The sequence below is a fragment of the Solwaraspora sp. WMMA2059 genome (assembly GCF_027497315.1).
Classification (GTDB): domain Bacteria; phylum Actinomycetota; class Actinomycetes; order Mycobacteriales; family Micromonosporaceae; genus Micromonospora_E.
In genome coordinates this window covers 6,353,522-6,370,795 of record NZ_CP114908.1, presented here as the reverse complement: position 1 = coordinate 6,370,795, position 17,274 = coordinate 6,353,522, and the positions used below count along the sequence as shown (strand labels likewise).

17 protein-coding genes and 1 tRNA gene are annotated in these 17,274 nt (G+C 71.8%); 10 read left to right on the top strand and 8 right to left on the bottom strand.

Annotated features, from left to right (window positions below):
• The first annotated feature begins 70 nt into the window (after positions 1 to 70).
• The gene (locus tag O7553_RS29130) at positions 71 to 262 is read left to right on the top strand and encodes a hypothetical protein (RefSeq protein ID WP_281552740.1); all 192 of its coding nucleotides are present in this window, start codon (positions 71 to 73) and stop codon (positions 260 to 262) included.
• Between the two features lie 534 nt (positions 263 to 796).
• Here the strand turns inward: O7553_RS29130 and O7553_RS29125 are convergent.
• The gene (locus tag O7553_RS29125) at positions 797 to 1,261 is read right to left on the bottom strand and encodes a GNAT family N-acetyltransferase (RefSeq protein ID WP_281552739.1); all 465 of its coding nucleotides are present in this window, start codon (positions 1,259 to 1,261) and stop codon (positions 797 to 799) included.
• A gap of 28 nt (positions 1,262 to 1,289) precedes the next feature.
• Positions 1,290 to 2,810 (bottom strand): LLM class flavin-dependent oxidoreductase, encoded by a 1,521-nt coding sequence (locus O7553_RS29120; RefSeq protein WP_281552738.1) that lies wholly within the window; start codon positions 2,808 to 2,810, stop codon positions 1,290 to 1,292.
• 133 nt (positions 2,811 to 2,943) lie between these two features.
• Between O7553_RS29120 and O7553_RS29115 the strand changes: the two genes are divergently transcribed.
• The 6 genes from O7553_RS29115 (at position 2,944) to O7553_RS29090 (ending at position 11,017) form a co-directional block, all read left to right on the top strand.
• Positions 2,944 to 3,492 (top strand): MarR family winged helix-turn-helix transcriptional regulator, encoded by a 549-nt coding sequence (locus O7553_RS29115; RefSeq protein ID WP_281552737.1) that lies wholly within the window; start codon positions 2,944 to 2,946, stop codon positions 3,490 to 3,492.
• A gap of 66 nt (positions 3,493 to 3,558) precedes the next feature.
• A complete protein-coding gene (locus O7553_RS29110) occupies positions 3,559 to 4,269 on the top strand; it encodes a VWA domain-containing protein (protein ID WP_281552736.1) in 711 nt (236 codons plus the stop codon).
• 210 nt (positions 4,270 to 4,479) lie between these two features.
• Positions 4,480 to 4,698 (top strand): hypothetical protein, encoded by a 219-nt coding sequence (locus tag O7553_RS29105; protein WP_281552735.1) that lies wholly within the window; start codon positions 4,480 to 4,482, stop codon positions 4,696 to 4,698.
• A gap of 149 nt (positions 4,699 to 4,847) precedes the next feature.
• Positions 4,848 to 7,907, top strand: a complete 3,060-nt coding sequence (locus O7553_RS29100) for an AAA family ATPase (protein ID WP_281552734.1) — start codon at positions 4,848 to 4,850, stop codon at positions 7,905 to 7,907.
• A gap of 186 nt (positions 7,908 to 8,093) precedes the next feature.
• Positions 8,094 to 10,685, top strand: coding sequence for a caspase family protein (locus tag O7553_RS29095; RefSeq protein ID WP_281552733.1), 2,592 nt, complete (start codon positions 8,094 to 8,096; stop codon positions 10,683 to 10,685).
• A gap of 104 nt (positions 10,686 to 10,789) precedes the next feature.
• On the top strand, positions 10,790 to 11,017 hold the full coding sequence (locus O7553_RS29090) for a hypothetical protein (RefSeq protein WP_281552732.1): 228 nt from the start codon (positions 10,790 to 10,792) through the stop codon (positions 11,015 to 11,017).
• 1 nt (position 11,018) lies between these two features.
• On the opposite strand, the gene O7553_RS29085 is transcribed toward O7553_RS29090, so the two are convergent.
• Complete coding sequence (locus O7553_RS29085; protein ID WP_281552731.1) at positions 11,019 to 11,648, bottom strand: LuxR C-terminal-related transcriptional regulator; 630 nt, start codon at positions 11,646 to 11,648, stop codon at positions 11,019 to 11,021.
• Between the two features lie 321 nt (positions 11,649 to 11,969).
• Here O7553_RS29085 and O7553_RS29080 point away from each other — a divergent pair, with 321 nt between their 5' ends.
• On the top strand, positions 11,970 to 13,013 hold the full coding sequence (locus O7553_RS29080) for a hypothetical protein (RefSeq protein WP_281552730.1): 1,044 nt from the start codon (positions 11,970 to 11,972) through the stop codon (positions 13,011 to 13,013).
• Between the two features lie 78 nt (positions 13,014 to 13,091).
• On the opposite strand, the gene O7553_RS29075 is transcribed toward O7553_RS29080, so the two are convergent.
• A tRNA-Ser gene (locus O7553_RS29075) sits at positions 13,092 to 13,181 on the bottom strand.
• Positions 13,182 to 13,271: 90 nt separating this feature from the next.
• Here O7553_RS29075 and deoD point away from each other — a divergent pair.
• Positions 13,272 to 13,979, top strand: a complete 708-nt coding sequence (gene deoD / locus O7553_RS29070; protein WP_281552729.1) for a purine-nucleoside phosphorylase — start codon at positions 13,272 to 13,274, stop codon at positions 13,977 to 13,979.
• A gap of 41 nt (positions 13,980 to 14,020) precedes the next feature.
• On the opposite strand, the gene O7553_RS29065 is transcribed toward deoD, so the two are convergent.
• From O7553_RS29065 to O7553_RS29050, 4 genes are all read right to left on the bottom strand, one after another.
• Positions 14,021 to 14,581: a nucleoside deaminase gene (locus O7553_RS29065; protein ID WP_281552728.1), complete on the bottom strand. Its 561-nt coding sequence runs from the start codon at positions 14,579 to 14,581 to the stop codon at positions 14,021 to 14,023.
• A gap of 19 nt (positions 14,582 to 14,600) precedes the next feature.
• Positions 14,601 to 15,233, bottom strand: coding sequence for a tRNA adenosine deaminase-associated protein (locus O7553_RS29060; RefSeq protein ID WP_281552727.1), 633 nt, complete (start codon positions 15,231 to 15,233; stop codon positions 14,601 to 14,603).
• 193 nt (positions 15,234 to 15,426) lie between these two features.
• The gene (locus O7553_RS29055; protein ID WP_281552726.1) at positions 15,427 to 15,627 is read right to left on the bottom strand and encodes a hypothetical protein; all 201 of its coding nucleotides are present in this window, start codon (positions 15,625 to 15,627) and stop codon (positions 15,427 to 15,429) included.
• Positions 15,628 to 15,650: 23 nt separating this feature from the next.
• Positions 15,651 to 16,118, bottom strand: coding sequence for a hypothetical protein (locus O7553_RS29050; protein WP_281552725.1), 468 nt, complete (start codon positions 16,116 to 16,118; stop codon positions 15,651 to 15,653).
• A 118-nt stretch (positions 16,119 to 16,236) separates the two neighbouring features.
• Between O7553_RS29050 and O7553_RS29045 the strand changes: the two genes are divergently transcribed.
• Positions 16,237 to 17,235, top strand: a complete 999-nt coding sequence (locus tag O7553_RS29045) for a prephenate dehydrogenase/arogenate dehydrogenase family protein (protein WP_281552724.1) — start codon at positions 16,237 to 16,239, stop codon at positions 17,233 to 17,235.
• Positions 17,236 to 17,274 lie beyond the last annotated feature (39 nt).

Sequence of the window (17,274 nt, the reverse complement as noted above, 5' to 3'; positions counted from 1 at the left end):
TACTACCACGTCGACTGTGGCAACGGGCGCAACTTGCTGCCGTTGCTAACCTTGGCGTAGCGTTCGCGACATGAGACTGGTGGCTTTGGGCGAGATTCAGGCGCTCATGGGTGGCATCAGCCGTCAGCGCACCCAGACCATCGTCAACCGGTCAGACTTCCCGAAGCCACTCGATACGCTCACCGTCGGCCGGATCTGGGCACGCGAAGAGGTCGTCGCCTGGATCAAACAGAACCGGCCGTTTCAAGAAGAAGCGCTTTAGCGGTTCCCGACGTGCGTGGTCGGCCATGTGCTGACATCGGCCAGCTATCCCTCGCCCGATCAGCCCGCTCACGACGCTCCGACAGCCCGCGGCGCGCACCATGATCTGCAGCACTCCAGCTGATCAGACCCCGGCGTGTCGAGTCGAAGAGACGCTGTGGATCACGGCTGCTCGCCGAGCAGCCACAATGCCGCTGGCCGATACACACGGGCAGCGGCGTTCGTGCAGCTTCTCGTCTCGGTTCTGGTCTCAGCGTGGGCGGAGTCGGTCCCAGGGTCAGCGGGGCGACGCGCCCGGCGGGTCAGCCAGGGACTCCTCCGCCGTCGACGAGACACCCGGCTCCGGTTCCACCGGCACCGCCCGGCCGTAGCGTGGTGGCGTGCGGGCGTACGAGATGGCTGGTACGCGAGCGACAGGCGCTGGCCGCGATCCGTACTGACACCGGGTGGCGGATCGGGCACGGCGCACCGGTGCGCGGCCCGGGCGTAGGGAGCAGCCGGCTGCCCTCGACGCCGGTCTGGGTCGTGCCTCAGGTCACGTCAGCTCGCGGGTCATGAACGTGCTGTTGGGATCGTCGACGTAGGCGCCGAAGGGCGGGCAGGGGGCGAAGCCCGCCTTCGCGTACAACGTCCTCGCCGGGACGAAGAAGTCCATGCTTCCGGTCTCCAGCGAGATGCGGCGGATGCCGCGTCGTCGCGCGTCCGCGATGAGGTGGTCGAGGACGCGCGCGGCGATGCCCTGGCCGCGTCGTCGCGGATCCGTCCGCATGCTCTTAATCTCCTCGTGCGCCGGCTCCACCTCGGCCAGGGCACCCGTGCCCACCAGTTCGCCACTCATCCGGGCGACCCACAGACGGACGCCCGGTGCCCGCAGCCCGGAAAGATCCAGCGCGTGTCGGCTCTCGGCAGGCGCCGTCGGCGCGAGTTCGTCGAGATGTGCCTGCAGGAAGACGCCGAGCTCCGGGTCAGCGAAGTCGGCGCGCTCGATAGTCAACCGCATGACGGAGATCTTGCCCGGCCGGTGCTGGTCACCCCACACCGAACCGGGCCAGTGGCTCGACCAGCTCGCGTTCCTCGTAGGACAGGTGGGACAGCAGGGTATCGGTGAGCAGGTCGACGGCGGTCTTGACGTCGCCGATCCGGTCCGGCTCGCTGACCAGGGCAACCAGCGCCCGGTCGACCCGTTCCAGCACGTCGTGGATGACGTGATGCTCCTCCGACAGCCGGTCGACCACCGGGGCGAGTCCCGGGTCGGCGCGGCGCAGCTGCGGCAGCATGCCGATGTCCTCGATGGTGTGGTGGGTGGTCACCACCCGGCAGTACGACTCGCAGTAGGCGCCGAGGGTCCAGTTGTTCTGCCGCATGGTCATCGTGTTGATGTGCGCCCGGGCACCGCCGGCGGTCATGGTGCCGGCTGCGACCTGGTCGATCAGGTCGCGCACGGTCCGCAGCTCCTCGCGCAGATGATCGTGTACGTCGATCAGGTGCTGCCCGGCGGTCCGCTGGGCGGGACTGTAGGTCAGCGTGGGGTCGGGTGGCGGGGCGGTCGGCCGGGTCGACTCGTCCCAGACGCGTTCAGCGCTGAGCCGTACCCCGTCGTCGGGGGTGGGGGTGATGCCGGCGGCCGCAGCGGCCGACGCGGCGGGAACCGAACCCGCTGCTGCGGCGCTGCGGCCGGCGGCGACCAGGTCGCGGACCGCCGGCACCACCTCGGCGGCGAACCGGCGGATCATGTCCGGGTCGTCGCTGGCCAGTAGGTAGCCGCTGAAGCCCTGCTCCAGGGTCAGTCCGGCGAGCTGCTCGGCCCAGTCGGCCGGCGTACCGGTGAGGAATCCGTCGCCGCTGCCGAACGTACCGCTGATGTTGTAGAGCCGGCGGACCACGGCCGGATCCCGCCCCGCCTGCCGTGCCGCCGCGTCGATGGCCGCGTTCATCGCCGGTAGCTGCTCCGGCGGCGCGTACGGGCTGCTGGGCAGCCAACCGTCGGCGAGTCGACCGGTGACCCCGAGCATCCGCTTCTTGTACGCGCCCAGCCAGATGCCGATGGGGTGGGCTGGCGCCGGACCTGGATGCACACCCCATACCCGGTGATGCCGGCCGTCGACCTTGACGGTGCCGCCGCCGGCGTCCCAGACCGAGCGGATGATCTCGATGCCCTCCGCCAGCGCTTCGACGCTCTCGGCCGGGGTGAGCCGGCCGCCGCCCATCGCCGCGATCGCGTCCCAGAAGGCACCGGCCCCGAGGCCCAGCTCGACCCGGCCGCCGCTGAGCAGGTCGAGGCTGGCCGCGCTGCGGGCCAGCATCGCCGGCTGGCGCAGCGGCAGGTTGGCGACGTTCGGCGCGACCCGGACCCGGGTGGTGCGGGCGGCGATCACCGACAGCAGGGTCCAGGTGTCCAGGAACCGGGCCTGGTACGGGTGGTCCTGCACGGTCACCAGGTCGAGCCCGGCTTCCTCGGTCAGCTGGGCGAGCGCCAGGGTCCGGTCGGCCTGATCGGCGACCGGGGTGATGAAGGTGCCGAACAGCAGGTCGTGTCCGTAGTCAGCCATGTCGTCCGCTCCCCGCGACAGCAGTCATGCGTATGCCTCCAAGATAGTCTGCTGAGCAGACGATCGGCAGTGTGACTCTTCTGACCCTGAAGATGGTCGTTCGACGCAGACGAGCCGGCGATAAGCTCGACGTATGCCTCGTCCCGGTCAACGCACGGACCCGGGTCCGGCCCGCACCGCTGGCGGCGGCGACCTCGGCTGGGCGCTGGGCGTGGTCTTCCGGGCGTACGTCAAGAGCAGCAGCGCCGTGCTGCACGACCTGCCCGGCGGGCCGCGCGGCCATCAGGTACTGGCGGCGGCGGTCGAGGCCACGCCGCAGAGTCAGATCTCGCTGGCCCGTCGGCTGGGCATCGACAAGACGGTGATGACCTACCTGATCGACGACCTGGAGAACGCCGGCCTGGTCGAGCGACGGGCCAACCCGGACGACCGCCGGCACAAGACCATCGTCGCGACCGACCACGGGCACCAGGTCTGGTCGGCGACCCGGGACCGGCTGGAGCAGGCTGAAAAGCACCTACTGGGGCCGCTGCAGCCGACCGACCGCGAGGCACTGCGGTCGCTGCTGTTCCAGCTGGCCGACCAGGCACAGGCCGTCGATCCGGTCGTCGACACCTGCCAGATCGTGTCCGACATCGCCGCCGACGGCCAGCCGCACGAGCCAGCGGACGGTCCGCACTGAGCTTCGTCCAGCTCGGCCCACACCCGTCCGTCAGACCTGGGGCATGGCGGACGGAGGAGCCCATCGATGCGCCGGTCAGACAACACCCTGCTGCCGTTCTATCTGGTCGTCGACGTCTCGGTGTCGATGGCGGCGGACGGCAAGTTGGAGGCGGCGAACGAGATCGTGCCGGCGCTCGTCGACGCGCTGGCGCGGCACCCGGTCGTCGCGGCCCGGGTACGGTTCGGGCTGATCGACTTCTCCGACCACGCGGAGGTCCGACTCCCGCTCGGTGATCTGCTGGCTCCCGGGCTGGTCGCACCACCCCTCACCGCACGCGGCGGCACCTGCTACGAGTCGGCGTTCGCGACCACACGGGACGAGATCGAATCGGACATGGCGCGGTTCGCGGCCAGCGGAGCGACCACACACCGGCCCACCGTCTGGTTCATCAGCGATGGCCGGCCAACCGACTTGCGGTCCGCCTGGCAGGCGGCGTTCGCCGAGCTGACCTCGTCCAGCGCCCGCCCGAGCGTCGTCGCATGCGGCGTCGACGAGGCGGATCCCCGGATCATCAGGTCGCTGGCCCATCCGGCGACCGGATCGGGACGGACGGCGTCGTACCTGATGGTGCCCGGCTCCGATCCGGCCCGGACGATCACCGGGATCGCACAGGTGCTCATCGACAGCGTCGTCCGGTCCGGCTATCGCGCGGCCGGCGACGCCGGACCGGTCCTGCCCGACGGGCCGGACCTTCCGCCCGGGGTGCAGCGGTTCGATCCGACCGGCCCCGGGTGACGGTGGCCCCGACTGCGGGCGACGGCAGCCCGGCCCGACTCGGACCAGCTACGGTGATCTTGTTACGGTGATCTTGATTGTCGTCAGGCCGTCCGCTGAACGGCCAAGGCCGACTGTCCGTCAGGTTCGGATATGATCCGAACTATTGACAATGTCCGAGGGGCACATCAATTCCGGAGTACGAGGCCAACGATCGCGACGGAGGTCTCGATGATCGACGATCGATCCGGCGGACCGGTGCCCGATGACGGGCTACCAGCCGAAACCCGACAACGGATGGTCGAATTACTCGCCGCCGAGTTCGGCGCGGCGTGGCAGGCCGCTGTGACCGGCGGTGCGGACCTTGACGGGTTGGCCGAGTACGTCGACGACCGCCGGCGTACCGTGGAATCGATTCCGGAGCCGGACGACCGCGACGATTGTCGTTAACCTGGACAACGCAGCGCAACGGCACACCATCGCTTCCGGCCGACCGGACCGGCATTTTCCGGTGACCACTGAGTCAGCATCGGCCACCGAATACGATGTGACACACGGCGACGGCTGACAGTCCCCATTACTCGCGCCACCATGGACACATGGCGACGGCGTACGCATCTGCGCAGTTTCCGGCAGCGGGTGGATCTTTCATCGGCCGCGCCGCGGAACGCGCCCGGCTGACCGGGCTGTTGACCGAGGCGGCGGGCAGCGCCGCCGCGACGGTCTTCGTCGGCGGTGAGGCGGGCGTCGGAAAGAGCCGGCTGCTCGAGGAGTTCGCCGCCGAGGCCCGCTCGGCGGGCCGCACCGTCCTGCGCGGCGCCTGCATCAACCTGGGCACCGGCGCGGTGCCGTACGCCCCGTTGATCGACGCCCTGCGGCGGATCGTCCGGGCACTCGGTGAGCAGCGGGTACGTGAACTGGGCGGCCCATCGTACGCCGAACTGAGCCGGCTGATGTCGGACTTCACCGGAGTCGCGCCCCTCGGCGAGTCGACCGCACAGCTGCGGGTGTTCGGCGCGGTCCTGCGGATGCTCGACCACTTCGGCGCGCACGCGCCGACCGTGCTGATCTTCGAGGACCTGCACTGGGCCGATCCATCCACCTTGGACCTGGTCTCCTATCTGGCCCGGGCGCAGACCGACGAGCGGATCCTGCTGGTGCACAGCTACCGGTCGAACGACCTGGACCGGCGGCACCCACTGCGGACGCTGCTCGCCGAGCCGGACTTCATCCGCCGGATCCACCGGCTGGAGCTGGCCCGGTTCACCCGCGCCGAGCTGGAACGGTTCCTGACCGCGTCGACCGGCGACCCGGTGGACCGGTCGCTGCTGGACCGGTACTACGAACTGTCCGACGGAAACGCGTTCTTCGCCGAGGAACTGGTGGTCTCCGGGGTGTTGACCGATCCCGCGTCCACCCGACTGCCCAACTCTCTGAGCGAGATCATGCTGTCCCGGGTCGAACTGCTCGACGACGCCGCAGCCGACGTGCTGCGAGTCGCAGCGGTCGCCGGGCGGCGAGTGAGCCACCGGCTGCTGGCAGCCGTCTGCGACCTGCCCGATCAGCAGCTGATCAAAGCGCTGCGGCAGTGCGTCGCCCAGCACGTTCTCACCATCGACGCCGCCGACGACACGTACGTTTTCCGGCATGCCCTGCTGCGCGAGGCGGTCTACCAGGAACTGCTGCCGGGTGAGCGGGTCGGGTTGCACCGCGCGCTCGCCACCGCCCTCACCGCGGACCCGGGGTTCAGCCTCGCCGAGGATCTCACCGCAGCGGCCGAACTGGCCCACCACTGGTACGAGGCCAGAGCACTACCGGAGGCGCTGACCGCCGCCGTGCACGCCGGCGAGATGGCGGTACGGGTCCACGCGTTCCGCGAAGCCGAACAGCAGTACCAGCGGGTGCTCAGCTTGTGGTCGCGCGTCGACGATCCGCAGCGACGCACCGGCCAGCCGCGCTGGCGGGTGCTGGCCGCCGCCGCCGACACCGCCCGGTGGGGCGGTCGGGTCGAGCAGGCGCTGGAACTGATTCGCGCCGCGATCGCCGAGGTGGACCGGGCCGCCGCCGCCCGCGACGCGGGTGAACTGCTCGAACGCCTCGGCAACTACCTCTGGGAAGCCGGTGAGTACGGCGAATCGCAACAGACCTACCGGGCGGCGGCACGGGCGCTGGCCGAGCAGCCGCCGAGCGCGGTGAGCGCCCGGGTACTGGCCGCTGTGGCGATGGCCGAGGTACGCGAGGGCCGGTACGCCGAGGGCGCGAGGGAAGGTGCCCACGCGGTCGAGCTGGCCCGGGCGGTGGCGGCCCGGGCCGAGGAGGGCCGCGCGCTCAACACCCTGGGCATGGCGTTGACCATGCTCGACCAGCCGAGCGACGGCATGGCCAAGGTACGCGAGGCACTGCGGATCGCCGAGGAGGTCGACCACCTTGAGGACCTGTTCCGGGCGTACGGCAACCTCGCGGTCGCGCTGGAGCACGTAGGGCGGCTCACCGACTCGGTCCAGGTCGCCCTCGACGGGTTGAAGGTGGCCCGCGAACGCGGTCTGGAGCAGGCCCGCGGCGCCGGCGTGCTGGCCAACAACGCCGCCGCGACGCTGGTACTGCTCGGCCGGTGGGACGAAGCGGCCGCGGTGCTGGACGACGTGCTGCGGGCCAGGCCGCTGCGGGGCACCCTCTACCCTCGGCTGACCCTGGCCGAGATCCGGCTCGCCCAGGGATCCTTCGACGCGGCCGCCGATCTGCTGGCCGGCGTCCAACTCGTGGACCGGCCGACCACCGACCCCCGGTTCGTCGGACCGCTGTACGCCTGTCTGGTGGAGCTCGCCCTGTGGCGGAACGACCTGACCGGGGCGGCTGAGGCGGTGCGGGCCGGCCTGGCTGTGCTGGAGGGCCAGGCCAACCTCCTGGAACTCACCCGGATGTACGCCGTCGGACTGCGGGCCGCCGCCGACGAGTGCGAGCTGCTGCGCACGCAACCCGAGCGTGACCCGGTCCGGTTGTCGGCGGTTGTCGCGTACGCCGAGCGGTTGGCCGGCCAGGCGGCGGTGCCGGTCGACAGCCTGGATCTCCCGCAGACCGACCAGGCGCACGCCGACCAGGCCGGGATTTCGCAGGTACGGGTGTGGCGTGACCTCTGCCTGGCCGAGCTCGCCCGGGCCCGAGGCACCGCCGACCCCGACGCCTGGGCGGTGGTGGCCCGGGGCTGGTCGATGCTCGGTCGGTCCTACCCGGCCGGCTACGCCTACTGGCGGGAAGCCGAGACCGCGCTCGCCGTTGGTGACCTGACCCGCGCCGGATCGGCCGCCAGGTCGGCCTGGCAGTCCACCAGTCCGCTGCCGGCCGGGCCGCTGCGTAGCGAGATCGAGGCGATGGCCCGCCGGGCCCGGGTCACCCTCGACCCCGAGTTGCCGGAGCCAGCCGCCGACACCGCCGGGCCGGCGGCCCGGCCGTTCGGTCTCACCGCCCGCGAGTTGGAGGTGCTGTGTCTGCTCTGCCTGGGCAGGACCAACCGGGAGATCGCCACCGAACTGTTCATCACCGAACGCACGGCGGGTGTCCATGTGTCCAACCTGCTCAGGAAGATGGCGGCCAACAACCGTAATGCCGCCGCCTCGATGGCTCATCGGCTCCGGCTCTGCTCCGATCGGGAATCCGGATAGACCTCCGTACGGAGCCGTCGCACCGAACGTACCGGTGGATCGTCCTGTCAGGTCGGAGCCGATCGCCGGCGGGCGAGCCGAAAGTGACCGTACGCAAAAGATCGTAGGCACTGAGTGATGACGTCACCGGCGCCCGACCCGTAAAGTCCACACCGGATCTGCTGAGCGACCTTTTAGGGGGTAGCGGTGACGCGGAGAGCATTGCTGGTCGGTTCTCAGACCGACGGCCTCACCGGGGTGCACAACGATGTCGAAACGATCGCGGCGGCGCTCGATGGGCGTGGGTTCACCATCTCCTGTCTTACCGGCGACGATGCCACCCGTGCCGGCATCCTCGCCGGCTACGAGAAACTGATCGGACAGAGCACGGCGGACGATACCGTCCTGTTCTACTACAGCGGTCACGGCGGATACGCGTCCGCACCGGATCCGGCCAGCGACGACCCGGCTGCGGACGATCCGGCCAGCCAGCCGACGCCCGGCCGGCGGCCGGGCGACCTGCAGTTCATCGTGCCCACCGACTACTCTCCATCCACTGAGGATGAGTTTCGGGGCATCGCCTCGGTCGAGCTGTCAGTGCTGCAGGCCCGGCTGACCGAGGTGACGCAGAACGTGGTGGTGGCCTTGGACTGCTGCCACGCCGCCCACCAGTCCCGCGACCCCGACCTGCGGGTCAAAGGCCTGGACCGGCAGTCGACCACCCGGTACGAGCAGATCAGCCGGCACCTGGCGGCGCTGCGCCGGGACGGGCTCGCGGTCGACCGGCGGGTAGTGACCGGCGACCCGTACTCGGTGCGGCTGGTGGCCTGCGCCCCCGAGCAGTCCGCCTACGAGTACCGCAACGGTGCCGGGCTGCGCACCGGGATGTTCACCGAGGCGCTGATCCAGGCACTGGCCGCCGCCGAGGACCTTCCGGTGACCTGGTTCACGCTGATGGAGACGGTACGTCGCCAGGTGCTGCGCCGGGCGTCGAACCAGCGGCCCGAGGTGGAAGGGCCGTCCCGCCGACTGCTGTTCTCACTCCAGGAGACGGACCCGATCGCCGGCCTGCCGGTGGCCCCCACTCCCGACGGCCGGGTGGTCCTGCCCGGCGCCCCGCTGCTCGGCGTCGAGCTCCACGACGAGTTCACCGTGATGCCGGCCGAGCTGCCGGTCGACGAGGAGACCAGCGTCGGCACCGCCGTCGTCGACCGGCTCGGGGCGCTGGCGGCACAGGCCGAGCTCACCCTGCGTACCGGCTGGTCCGAGGTGCCGACGACGGCCCGCGCGTACCGGACCCGCAGCGCCGCGCCCGCGCTGCCGGTCCGGGTGACCGACCCGGACGCCGCCGACCTGGTCGCCGCGATCCGGACCAGCACCCTGGTCCGGCTGGCCGATGCTGACGAGCCGTGCACCGTGGAGGTCCGGCCCGATCGGGCCGGCAACTACCAGATCCACGACCGGACCGGTCCGCTGCACAGCCCCCGACCGGCCGGGCCGGGCACCGCCGCCCGGCTGCTCACCGACCTGGAACGGGTCGCCCGCGCCACCGGACTGCGGGCCCTCGGTGAAGACCCCCGGTGCGCCCTCGACACCCCGTTGACCTTCGAGTGGGGCCGGGTCGTCGACGGCGTCGAGGTGCCCATGCGGTCCGCCGGCGAGGTCGTGCACGACGGCGACCAGGTGTACGTGCGGGTGCGCAACGACGGCACCGAGGCGGTCTACGTGTCGCTGCTCGACATCGGCGTCTCCGCCCGGATCGAGAACCTCACCAACTTCGCGCCGTCCGGGTTCCAGCTCAAGCCCGACAAGGAGTACCTGGTGGGGTACGACGCCCTGAGCGGGGTGCTGCGCGGTGTGCGACTGAACTGGCCGGCCGGCATCGTGCCGGCGGCCGGGCGGCCGGAGACGGTCCTGCTGATCGCCACCTCGCAGCCGCAGGACGTCGGGCTGCTCCAACAGGACGGCATCCGCACCGCCGACCGCGCCGAGCTCGGCCGCCGCGTCCCACGCCGCGACCAGTCGCCGCTGGAGCGGGCCCTCGACCAGCTGGGCAGCGGCGGTATGCGGGATATGTCCAACGAGTTCGCCCCGGAGGTGCGCTACGCGCTGCGTACCATCGAATTCAGCCTGAGCCCGACGGCGCGGCCGCCGGCCGAGTCGGTGCGGTTCCTGATCGACGAACGCCCGGACCGGTCGCGGCTGCTGTTCCGGGCCCGTGGCGGCGCGGCGCGCACCGTCGCGGTCCGGCTGGACGAGGTGCTGGTGCACCGCAACCGGGCGCTGCGCAGCGCCGACATCCGGGTCGACGCGGTGGTGCTCACCGGCACCGCCGACGACGACCCGGCGGTGCCGTACCGGGCGGAGACGGCGCGGTTCCGCAACGTCCGCGACGGAGACCGGCTGCCGTTGGACCGGATGCTCGTCTACCACGGTCGGGCGGTGGACTACCTGGACCTGGCGGTCTGGGTGTCCCGGGACACCGGGGACAGCCGGGCACTGAGCGACCTGCTGCGCGACGAACTCAACGGCCCGGCCTTCCAGGCCGCCGGGGCAAACCTACTCGGGCTGGCCGTGGCCGCCCCGCAGGCCGCCGCCGCAGCCGCCGCGATCGGGGCGGGTGCCGTGGTCGTCAATCTGGCGTACCGGCTGCTGCTGGACGCGGTCGGCGACAGCATCGGCCTGTACCGCACCTCCCTGCTGGCGACCGAGGAATTCGGCGTCGGCCGGCACCCGGCCGTGGGGAATCTGCGGGCGCAGGATTTTTCGTTCTCGTACACGGTCGAAACGGTCGACTGACCAACGCCTCCGCCGGGTCACCGGTACGCAATTCATCTAATTACGCCCGGTGCCCCGGCGGTGCTGAAATATCGGTACGGACAACAGACTGAAAGGTGGAAATCATGGCTCGCAAGCGTGTGATCGTCGACGGGTCCGAGTGGGAGATCCCCGAGTCGAACCTCGACCCGGTCCTCGCCGGCATCCAGACCGCCATGGAAACCGGTTCGGTGGTCAAGCTGGAGTTGCTGGACGGGGCCAGCCGGCCGGTGACGGTCTACCTCAACGGCCGGACCGCGGTGACCGTGGTCGTGGATCTCGGTCTCGACCCCCGCCCGAGCGAGATGTCCTGATTCACCCGTCGCCACGGCCCGTGACGGCCAGCGCGTCCGGCGGCGGGAGCAGGCCCAGCCGCTGCGCCCGCAGCACGGTGGTCAGCCGGTCGGAGGTGCCGAACTTGCGGTACATCCGCTCCTGGTGCTTGGCCACCGTACGCGGCGACAGCAGCAGCCGGTGACCGATCGCCCGAGCGGTCAGACCGTCCGCGAGCAGGCGCAGGATCTCCTGTTCGCGGACGGTCAGCCGGGGCACTCGCACTGGCGGCACGGCCGCCCCCGGCCGGTCGGCGACGGTGCAGCCGGCGGCCGGGTGCGGCCGGCTCCACGACTCGGCCAGGGTCCGGATCGCGGCGAGCTGGCCGGCGGTACGCCGAACCGGCCGTGTACCGCACGACCCGGTCGGCAAGGCGGTACGCGGTCCGGTGGTGCTCCACCGCCAGTGTCCGTCCCGGCGGACCAGGTCGCCGAGGGCCAGCCCGAGCTGGACCAGGGCGCGCAGCAGTACCGGGTCGCCGGCGGCGGCCGCCGTCAGCAGGGTCCGGGTGGTCGGCTCGACCGGCCCGGGAAGCACCAGGTCGAGCAGCCGGTCGGCGGGCTCGGCCCGGTGGGTGGGGCGGTCCGGCAGAGAAGGAAGTGTGGTGGTCATCGCAGCACTCCTGATGGGATCGGTCGACGTGCGGGTCGGGCACCGGCACATCGCCAGCTTCGCCGCGCCCGGCGGCCGTTCCATTGGGCGAACTACGTAGTCGCACCAGTACGCCATACATAGATCCGGCGGGACACCCCTCAGATCTGCACCGGGCGACAATTCGACCCCGCTACTACGCACTATTACGGCAACGGACTCCGATCGCTTCCTGAGTCAACAGAACCGCAGATATCTTTCGACCCGTACGCATGTCGCCGATCACCCTCCCACTCACACCTTTCTGATGATTTGGTGGATTACCGGAAAGGACAGATACCGATGGCCAGTGCGAGCGTGGCTGTCCGGGCCGCCGGCGCGTCGTCCGGGCGTACTGCCGCAGAAGATCACGTCCGGGACCTCGCCCGACGGGGCATACTGGCGGACCGCGCGAGGGCGGCGTCCGACGCGGAGCGTGGGCTGCTCCGCGCGGGTGGGTACGCGCTGGTCTGGCCGGTGGTGTTCCAGCGGCTGACCCGTCGGATCGAACTCGCCCGGGGACACCACACCTGCGCGTCGTCGGTCCACCGACTGGAAGCCGAATGCCTGGACAAGTTCCACGACGACGTCGAGGCGGTCCTCGACGACCTGCTGACCAGCGCCAAGGTCCCAGTGGTCAACCTGGAGGGGTGGATCGCCCGGCGGATCGGGCCGGCCACCGTCGACGCGCATCGCCGCCGACGCGGCGACCGTGGCGCGTTGCAGCGGCCCCGGCTGCCCGGATGGCTCAAGCACCACCTCGACCAGGACCCGTGGCTGCTGGCCCTCGCCGTCGAGGTACTGGTCTGGGTGGGGATCCCGGCCACGGCCGGGGTACGGGTGTGGCCGCTGGGCGCGTGGGCGGACCGCCGAGCCGCCGTCACCGGCCACTGTGGTGGCGGGGAACGGGAGGTGACGGCCGACCTCGACCGGGTGCTCGCCGCGATGCGCAGACGTCCGAAGTGGTACGCGGACTTCGTCGAACGGCCGCTCGGCCGCAAGCACGCCCCGGTGCCGCCGGCCGCGCGGGCCGGGACCGGTCCGGCCCGCGAGAGCGACCACCTGCAGCCGAGGACGCCGGACGAGGCGGACGAGGCCCGGTTGACCGAGCTGGCGTCGGTCGCGGTGACGGCGATCGAGGCGCAGCTGCGCCGAGGCGCCGACCCCCGGTGCGCGGTGGTCGCCGTACTCCGCTCGGTGTTCGACACCGGCACGGGTGCCGACGAGATGGACCGGCCGCCCGGTGGTGGACCGGCCGCAGACGAGCGGGTCGCCGCCCTGCTGGCCGATTCGGCGGCGATCGACCGGATCGCCAGCGCCGTCGTCGAGCTGATCGCCGACCGGTGACGGCCGGTGCGCCGAAACGCCCGGCCGGTCCTCGCGGACCTGCCGGGCGTTCAACCAGCAGGATGATCGCCTGCTCAGTGGCGGTGGCGGCGGGATTTGAACCCGCGGAGGGCGTGAACCCTCACACGCTTTCGAGGCGTGCTCCTTAGGCCACTCGGACACACCACCGCCGAGTAGGCTACCTGAAGCGCCTGCCGACCGTCACGGCGGTACCGCCCGAGCGTAGGCGGCACCGGCCGCACTGGCAGGATCATGGCCATGAGCACGCACATCGGAGCCAAGCCCGGCGACATCGCCGAGCGGGTCCTCATGCCCGGAGACCCGCTGCGCGCCAAGTGGATCGCCGAGAACTTCCTCGAGGACGCCACCTGCTACTCGAACGTGCGCGGCATGTTCGGCTTCACCGGCCGGTACGCCGGGACGCGGGTGTCGGTGCAGGGGTCGGGAATGGGCATGCCGTCGGCGTCGATCTACGCCCACGAGCTGATCAACGAGTACGGGGTCCGGACGCTGATCCGGGTCGGCTCCTGCGGTGCGCTGGCAGAGGACCTGCAACTGCGGGACGTGATCGCGGCCAATGGTTCGTCCACCGACTCGAACATGAACCGGGTGCGCTTCGCCGGGCTGGTCGACTACGCCCCGGTGGCGGATTTCGGTCTGCTGCGTACGGCGGTCGACGCCGCCCACCGGCACGGTGTCGATCTGCGGGTCGGCCCGGTCCTGGCCGCCGACGCGTTCTACACCGACCGGCCGGACCTGTACGACACGCTCGCCGACTACGGGGTGCTGGCGGTCGAGATGGAGTCGGCGGCGCTGTACACCATCGCCGCCCGGTTCCGGGCCCGCGCGTTGACCATCCTCACCGTGAGCGACCACATCCGCACCGGCGAGAAGATGAGCGCGGACGACCGGGAGCAGACCTTCAGCGAGATGGTACGCATCGCACTGGACACCGCGATCGCCTGACGCCACCGGGATCGGCCGACGATACCGGCGGGCCGCCCGGCTCAGCGGAAGAACGCCCGCAGCGCGGCGGCGCACTCGTCGGCCAGCACCCCGGCGTACACGGTCGGCCGGTGGTTGAGGCGGCGGTCGCGCACGACGTCCCACAGCGATCCGACGGCACCGGTCTTCGGCTCCCACGCGCCGAAGACCACGGTCGAGATCCGGGCCAGCACCAACGCCCCGGCGCACATGGTGCACGGCTCCAGGGTGACCACCAGGGTGCACCCGTCGAGCCGCCACCGGCCGAGCCGGGCGGCGGCCCGGCGCAGGGCGAGGACCTCGGCGTGCGCCGTCGGGTCGCCGGTCAGTTCACGTTCGTTGTGGGCGACCGCGAGTTCACGGCCGGCCGCGTCGTAGACGACCGCACCGACCGGCACGTCAGCCATACCGACCGGCACGTCAGCCGCACCGACGGGTACCCCTGCCGTGCCGGGCGGCACACCAACGGGGCCGGCACCGGCGGTCGGCCCGCCCGCCACCGACAACGCCCGCCGCATCCAGCTCTCGTGCAGCGGGTCGCGGTGCCGTCGGGCCGTCGGCACGCCGTCGCCCCGCCCGGTCACGCCGTCGCCCCGCCCGGTCTCATGCCTCGCGCAACTCCTCGATCTCGTCGCCGCAGCCGACCGTCTGGCAGATCTCTGCGGTCACGTCGGCCGGCAGCATGCCGTCGCGGGCGCACAGCGCCAGCAGGCGTCGGGCCGACAGACCTAGGTCGGCGAGCAGGTCGGCGTCCCCGACCGGCTCCGCGTCCGGGTCGGCGGCCGGCTCATCGTCGTCGTCCTCCTCGTCGGCCAACGCGTCGACGTCGTCGGAGTCGTCCAACGGGTCGCCGACCAGGTACCCACCGGCACGGGAACCGGCCGGCGCGGCAGCGGCGGCGGACATCGAGCCGCCGCCAGCGCCGACCACGACCGGTTCGAGGTCGACCTCGACGGCCGGGGTACGGATGTCGCCGATCAGCAGTGCGCCCAGCCGCGACTCCTCGGCGAACGCGGCGTCCGAGCTGAAGATCCGCAGATCCTCGCCCTCGTCGAGGCGCAGGATCACCAGGTAGCTGTCGTCCGATTCGACGAACAGCAGTGACACCTCGGCGTCGGAATCGACCTCACGGAGCCGGTCGACCACTTCGTCGATGTCGGCGACCCCACCGAGGTCGAGCTCGGCGCCGGACCAACCGGCCGGGCCGCGTACGGCAGCGGCTGCAAAATAGGGCACGGTCCCCCCAATGGTCCCTGCGGTCACCGGGCGGCGCGGCATCCGCGCCGCCGTCGGTGACCGCCGATTCTGTCGTCAGAATGACGGTATCGGCTCAGGTGGGTCGTTGACCCCACAACGCCCCGAACAGTCACTGACCGGCAGGGACGGGTGCGCGACAGCGCGTCGACGTCCGGTCAGCTGAGGCGTTCGGTCAGTTGACCAGTCGGCGGGCCGCGATCAACTCGCGCAGCTGCTGCCCACGGACCTTACGGGGCCGGACCCGTTCGCGGCCGAGCTTGGCGCCGGCAAGCTCGGCGAGGATCTGCAGTCGGCGTCGATTCCGCTCGGGATCGAGCCGGTGCCCGGTGTTGGCCATGCCGCCGAGCGTGCCGACCGTCGCCGCGTTCGTCAAGCCCGGAATTCGCCCGCCGCTGGTCACCACAGTGGCCAGTCGCCGGCCGCCGCCCAGTGTGTGGCGAGCGCCACAGTCGTGATGCTCCAGCCGGCCGACATGGCGAGCGCGATGCCGGTCGCCACGCCCCGGTCGCCGACCCGGGCGAGCAGGATCGCGACGGCCCAGGCCAGCACGCCGCAGAGCAGCGTCGACAGGGCGTACCCGCGCAGGTCCTGGCCGATCAGGCCGGTCAGCAGCAGCCACAGCGCGGTGGCCAGCGCCCCGAGTGCGACGGCTCCCGGGCGTACCGGGTGCGGCTCCCGGTAGGTCGGCCGGGGCGGGGCCGGTGGCTGTGCGGGCATGGCCGGAAACATCCCCGGCGGGTACGGGTGCTGCCCACGTGGCGAACCCCAGCCGGCCACCGGCGGGTGCCAGCCGGCCGGCGCACCGGGCCAGCCCGGCGGGCTGGTCGGTGCGGGTGACGGCCATTCGATCGGCCGGTCCGGCATCTCGTCCCTCCCTCCTGCGGCCGGGGCGGCGGCTCGCGTCGGTCCGCCACCGTGCCAAGTCAGCGTACCGACGGCGGCTGCCCGACCGCGCCCTGGCTCGATGTGGCAGAGTCACCGCGTGCGAGTGGCGGTGATCGGGCTGGGGCTGATCGGCGGCTCGGCGCTGCGCGCGTTCGCCGCCGCCGGACACCGGGTTTTCGGGTACGACGCCGATCCTGCGACCCGGGCCACCGCGCGTACCGCCGCCGCGCGGGCCGCACCCGACGCGCGCTGGCAGGTCGCCCCGACGGTACGGGACACGGTGGCCGACGCCGATCTGGTGCTGTTGGCGGTGCCGCTGCCGGCGGTGGGTCCGGTGCTCGACGAGATCGCCGCGGTCGGCTACTCCGGGCTGGTCACCGACGTCACCTCGGTCAAGGAACCGGTGCGGCGGCTGGTCGACCGGCGTCTGCACCGCCAGCACGACCGGACCGCCGGGTTCGTCGGCGGCCATCCGATGGCTGGTCGGGAGACTTCCGGGTTCACCTCCGCCGACCCGGAGCTGTTCACCGGCTGCGCCTGGGTGCTTTGCCTGGAACCGCCGGTGACCTCGGTCGACGACTGGCTGACCATCGCGACAGCGGTGACCGGGCTGGGTGCCCGGGTGGTACCGGCCACCGCCGAGGAGCACGATCGGGCCGTCGCGGCGATCAGTCACGTACCGCATCTGCTCGCGACCGCGCTGGCCGCCAGCGCGGTGACCGACCCGCTCGCCTGGTCGTTGGCGGCGGGGTCGTTCCGGGACGGCACCCGGGTGGCGGCCAGCCGGCCGGAGCTGGTCGCGGCGATGTGCGGCGGCAACGCCGGGGCGGTCCGGGCCGGCCTGGACGAGGTGCTGTCCACCCTGACGGCGGCCCGGGCGGCGCTGGACGCGGAAGACCCGGTGCAGGCTCTGGTGCCGTGGCTGACCCCGGGCAGTTCGGCACGGGGAGGCTGGCCACCACAGCCGGGCCGGCCGCTGGAGCTGCCGGCCCGGCCGGACGCGCTGCTGCGGCTGGGGCGGGCCGGCGGTTGGGTCACCGCCGTGGCCGACGACCGGCGTACCGTGACAGCGGTCCGGCCGGCACCGGTCGACTGACCCGGGCTAACTGACCCGGGCTGGCTGGTCGGCTGGTCG